3 protein-coding genes are annotated in these 4,885 nt (G+C 56.2%); 2 read left to right on the forward strand and 1 reads right to left on the reverse strand.

The genetic code is table 11. The features are described 5' to 3' along the window. Positions 1-67 precede the first annotated feature (67 nt). A complete protein-coding gene (locus H7A81_RS25690) occupies positions 68-1,051 on the reverse strand; it encodes an arabinose ABC transporter substrate-binding protein (protein WP_182059154.1) in 984 nt (327 codons plus the stop codon). A 366-nt stretch (positions 1,052-1,417) separates the two neighbouring features. Here H7A81_RS25690 and H7A81_RS25695 point away from each other — a divergent pair, with 366 nt between their 5' ends. Both H7A81_RS25695 and araA read left to right on the forward strand, forming a co-directional pair. Continuing rightward, entirely contained in the window at positions 1,418-3,103 is a 1,686-nt protein-coding gene (locus H7A81_RS25695) for a ribulokinase (RefSeq protein WP_182059155.1), read from the forward strand. Positions 3,104-3,114: 11 nt separating this feature from the next. Next, complete coding sequence (gene araA / locus H7A81_RS25700; RefSeq protein WP_182059156.1) at positions 3,115-4,605, forward strand: L-arabinose isomerase; 1,491 nt, start codon at positions 3,115-3,117, stop codon at positions 4,603-4,605. The last annotated feature ends 280 nt before the right edge of the window (positions 4,606-4,885 follow it).

Below are 4,885 nucleotides of genomic sequence, written 5' to 3' on the forward strand. Positions count from 1 at the left end.
GGCGCAAACGCGATGGCCAACCTGCTGCAACACCAGGGATGGAGGCTGCGTTTATCAATCAGGCGACTTACATCAGCCCTTTCTTCGCCAACTCAGTTTTGAAGTTGTCGCGGGTAATCAGCACCACATCGGTGACTTCGGTGAATTTCGCGGGCTCTTTGCCTTTGGTCACCCAGTTGTAGAGCATCTGGCTGCTCTTATAACCGTGCACATCCGGGCTTGGCAGCAGCGAACCGTAGAAGCCGGTTGGTGCGCCTTTAGACAGCTCGCTCACCGCGTCCACACCGTTAATGCCAATGCCAATCACGTCGGGCGCTTTAAAGCCCTGGCCTTCGGTCGCGCGCACGCCACCCAGCACGGTGTTGTCATTCATGCCGACAATCAGCCAGTGTTTCACTTCTGGATGCTGCACCAGCAGCGAGTTACCGGCATCGAAGGCCCCCGGAATATCGTTGGATTTGGTCGGCACCTGATAGATCTGTTTCTCCGGGAATCCGGCGGCTTTCAGCGCGTCCATCGAACCGCCGGTGCGACGACGCGCAGTGTCCAGCTCATTGGCGGTAATCGCCATGACGCCGGTCTCTTTCGCATCCCAGCCGCGTTTCTGCATCTCTTTGTAGAGTTCCTGGCCCTGGCGCTCACCGATCTTGGTCGCGGCCATCATCACCAGCGGCACGGTGTCCATTGGCTTGCCTTTGGCGGTAACAAACTGGTCATCAACCGCAATCACTTTCAGGCCATAGCTACGCGCTTTCGCCACGATGGCTGAACCCAGCTTCGGGTCCGGGGTGCAGATCACGAAACCTTTGGCCCCGCTGGCCGCCAGGCTATCAATGGCATTCAGGGTTTTCTCGCCGTCGGGTACGGCAATTTTGATCACGTCAAAGCCGAGATCTTTGCCAGCCTTGTCTGCGAACTTCCATTCGGTCTGGAACCAGGGTTCCTCCGGTTGTTTGACGAGGAAACCGAGTTTCATGGTCTCGGCGATAGCGGATTGTGACATAACCGCGGCGAGACCTACCGCCGCCAGCGCTTTAGTGAATTTATGCATGATGCTCTCCGGCACAATGATGTTTTATCGCTGTTAATAACGAATCGGTGTAAACGCTACCAATTGGATTTCACGTTTGGGTACAGCGCAAAATCAGCGCGTTAGCTCAAAGGTTGTACAAAGGCTGTGCAAACGATGGGCTAGTTGTAGCGGTAATGGCGAAGAAAAATGTAGAGCGGTATCACATCCCAAAACGATGACCAATTCCTCCATATATTCAGCGAAATTAACCAGTCATTAACTTTTGCTGCCGATCACAGAACGGTTCCGATGGCAGAAAAGTGCATATTCTCAGCCAGCGATGACTAACCGCTTATGCACCCGCATTCCAGGATAGAGCCAGATAACTCACACAGGAGAATCCCAATGGGTGCTGGCGCCATAACAATTGGGCTGGATTTTGGCAGTGACTCGGTGCGTGCCCTCGCCGTGGACTGCCACAGTGGTAAAGAGCTGGAAAAGGCGGTGGTGAACTATCCACGCTGGGCGAAGGGTGAATTCTGTGACGCGCACGCCAACCGTTTTCGCCATCATCCACAAGACTATATCGACGCGCTGGAGCAGGCGGTGGTCGCGGTGGTGCAAGCGTTAACTCCCGAACAACGCGCTGCCGTGGTGGGGATAGGCGTGGATTCAACGGGTTCAACCCCTGCACCGATTGACCGTGACGGCAACGTGTTAGCCTTGCGCCCGGAATTCGCCACCAACCCCAACGCTATGTTTGTGTTGTGGAAAGATCACACCGCGATTGAAGAAGCGGAAGAGATTAATCAGCTGTGCCGCAATGGTCATTTCACCGATTACACCCGCTATATCGGCGGCGTGTATTCGTCGGAGTGGTTCTGGGCCAAGATTCTGCACGTGTCACGCCAGGATGCAGCAGTGCGTGATGCGGCAGTGTCTTGGGTGGAACTCTGTGATTGGGTACCGGCACTGTTGAGCGGTCGCACTGCCCCGACGCAGCTGCGGCGCGGACGCTGCGCCGCCGGGCATAAATCGCTGTGGCATCCTGAATGGCAGGGTTTACCGCCCGCAGATTTTTTCCGTGCACTCGATCCGATGTTGGTTGAGCAGCTGGATTCTCCATTGTTTACCAACACCTTCACTGCTGATGTACCGGTGGGCACGCTTTCCAGCGAATGGGCGCAGCGTTTGGGATTGTCTGAGCAGGTAATTTTGTCCGGTGGGGCCTTCGACTGTCATATGGGCGCGGTCGGTGCAGGCGCACAGCCTTATACGCTGGTGAAAGTGATTGGCACCTCAACCTGCGACATTTTGATTGCCGACAGCGAGAAAGTCGGCGATCGCGCCATTAAAGGCATTTGCGGCCAGGTCGATGGCAGCGTGGTACCGGGCGCCATCGGCTGCGAAGCGGGTCAATCGGCGTTTGGTGATATCTACGCCTGGTTTAGCCGCTTGCTGGGCTGGCCGCTGCAGCAGGCCGTGACGCGCCATCCTGAGTTGCAGCCGCAACTCGCCGAGATGCAGCAGGATTTAATCCGTTCCCTTACCGAAGCCTGGGCTGCCGATCCCCAGCTTGATCATCTGCCCGTGGTGCTCGATTGGTTCAACGGGCGTCGCACACCGGATGCCAATCAGCGCCTGAAAGGCGTGATCACCGATTTGAATCTTGGCACCGACGCGCCTGCGTTGTTTGGTGGTCTGGTGGCCGCCACGGCATTTGGTGCCCGCGCCATTATGGAGTGTTTCGAGCAACAGCAGATCCCGGTAGAGAGCATTCTGACGCTCGGCGGCATCGCGCGTAAGTCCCCTGCCATTATGCAAGCCTGTTGCGACGTGATGAATCGTCCGCTGGATATCGTGGCTTCTGACGAGTGCTGCGCGCTGGGCGCTGCCATTTTTGCCGCCGTCGCCGCGAACTTGTATGCCGATGTGCCTGCCGCACAGCAGGTGATGGCGAGTCCGATCGCCGTGACCTTGCAACCCAACAGTCTGCGCGTGGCGGGCTATCAACAACTTTATCAACGCTATCAAAACTGGTGCCAGGCCGCTGAACCTCAGTATGCCGCCCGCGCCACATCCGCTAAGTAAAGGAGCGAGAAATGGAACAGAACGTTTGGTTTGTGATTGGAACTCAGCATCTCTACGGAGCGGAAACCTTGCGCCAGGTTGAACATCACGCGCGCCAGGTGATGGACGGATTGAATCAGGCGGGCACGCTGCCGGTGCCGCTGGTGTTGAAGCCGTTGGTGAAATCACCGGATGAAGCGCTGGCGCTGTGCCGCGAAGCCAATCACGACAATAGTTGTGTCGGCATCATGACCTGGTTACACACCTTCTCACCGGCCAAGATGTGGATTGGTGGGCTGAGTATCCTGAATAAGCCGCTGTTGCAATTCCATACCCAGTTCAACGCAGAAATTCCGTGGGACAGTATGGATATGGACTTTATGAATCTGAACCAGACCGCACACGGCGGCCGAGAGTTCGGCTTTATCGGCGCGCGCATGGGCTTACAGCACAGCGTGGTGACTGGCCACTGGCAGGATAAGACCAGCCAGCAACGCATCGGACGCTGGATCAATGCGGCACTAGCGAAGCAGGCCAGCCAGCAGCTGAAAGTGGCGCGCTTTGGCGACAATATGCGCGAAGTGGCGGTGACCGAAGGCGATAAGGTGGCGGCGCAGATTCAGTTTGGTTATTCGGTCAACGGTTGGGGCGTCGGCGATCTCGTTGAGGTGGTGAACAGCGTCAGTGATGGCGATGTACATGCATTGATCGATGAATACGAGAGCCAGTATTTGTTCAGCGAGGCTGCCGCCGTGAATGGTGAGAAGCGTCAGAACGTGCTGGATGCGGCGCGCATTGAATTAGGTTTGAAGCGTTTCCTCGATGATGAGGGCTGCAAAGCCTTTACCACTAATTTCCAGACTCTACACGGCATGACGCAGTTACCAGGCTTGGCCGTTCAACGTTTGATGGGCCAGGGTTATGGTTTTGCCGGTGAAGGTGACTGGAAGACCGCTGCGCTGCTGCATATTTTGAAGGTGCAAGCCGGGAATCGTGCGGGCGGCACTTCATTTATGGAGGATTACACCTATCACTTTTCCCCGGGCAACGATTTGGTGCTGGGTTCACATATGCTGGAAGTGTGTCCATCGATTGCCAAAGAGGCGAAGCCGTTAATTGACGTGCAGTTCCTTGGCATTGGTGGCAAAGCGGATCCGGCGCGCATGATTTTCTCCACGCCAGCTGGTCGCGCGGTGAATGCCAGTGTGATTGATATGGGCGATCGTTTCCGTTTGCTGGTGAATGTGGTGGATGCGATTGAGCAGCCGAAACCGCTGCCTAAACTACCGGTCGCGCGTGCCTTGTGGCGTGCCCAGCCCTCACTGGCTACCGCCTCGGAGGCCTGGATCCTGGCCGGCGGTGCGCACCATACGGTGTTTAGTCAGGCACTGGATTTGGATGATATGTACCTGTACGGCGAGCTGAACGGCATCGAGGTGCTGGTGATCGATGAGAATACGCGTTTGCCGGCGTTTAAAGATGCATTGCGCTGGAATGAGGCGTATTACCGTTTAGCGCGCTGATCGTGTTATGACCTGTTGAAGCCGCGTTGAGTCGCGGCTTTTTTGTGGCTAAAACCTGCGATCCAGGCAGCATAAGTAGGCGTAGTGGTTAAAAGTGTGCGTTCTAGTCAACGAAGGTGAGTGCTGTGACTAAAAACGTGCGCTCCAGTCAACAAAGGTGGGCGTTGTGACTAAAAACGTGCGGTCCAGTCGACAAAGGTGGGCGTTGTGACTAAAAACGTGGCTGAGGACCGTTGAGGGCAAGAGGGAACGTGCTAGAGGATGTGCAGGTGGACGGTGT

This window comes from Pantoea sp. ME81 (genome assembly GCF_903970985.1).
Classification (GTDB): domain Bacteria; phylum Pseudomonadota; class Gammaproteobacteria; order Enterobacterales; family Enterobacteriaceae; genus Pantoea; species Pantoea communis.